The organism is Mesorhizobium sp. M7A.F.Ca.US.006.04.2.1 (genome assembly GCF_004022915.1).
In the GTDB taxonomy this organism is placed as follows: domain Bacteria; phylum Pseudomonadota; class Alphaproteobacteria; order Rhizobiales; family Rhizobiaceae; genus Mesorhizobium; species Mesorhizobium ciceri.
Genome location: NZ_RZQA01001640.1, coordinates 1 through 468, shown reverse-complemented (window position 1 = coordinate 468; position 468 = coordinate 1). Strand labels below are relative to the sequence as shown.

The 468-nt window shown below is 66.7% G+C and carries 1 protein-coding gene; it reads left to right on the top strand.

Annotation, left to right across the window (positions count from 1 at the left end; translation table 11 throughout):
- Nucleotides 1–468, top strand: a 468-nt coding sequence (locus EN925_RS39175; RefSeq protein WP_128337513.1) for an SDR family NAD(P)-dependent oxidoreductase, incomplete at both ends; no start/stop codon positions are given.

Here is a 468-nt window from a genome sequence, read left to right as displayed (position 1 = left end):
CTGTGGGTCACTCAGGCCGCACTGCCGATCATGCGGGCACAGCGTTCCGGCCACATCATCCAGATCTCGTCGATCGGCGGCGTCAATGCCTTTGCCTCGCTCGGCCTCTACCACGCCTCGAAATGGGCGCTGGAGGCCTTCAGCCAGTCGCTCAGCATCGAGGTCGCGGAATTCGGCATCCATGTGACGCTGGTCGAGCCGGGCGGTTTCTCCACCGACTGGGCCGGGCCGTCGGCCAAGGTGTCCCAACCGATCGAGGCCTATGCGCCCGCCCGTGCCAAGATGGCCGAGCGCCGCGCCAATTCGGTCGCCGGCGATCCAGACGCCACCGGGCCGGCCATGCTGGCCATTGTCGACGCCGCCGAGCCGCCGCTGCGGGTATTCTTCGGCGATGGCGGCCTGCCGATGATCAAGCAGGAATACGCCAACCGCATTGCCACCTGGGAGAAGTGGGACGACGTTTCCATC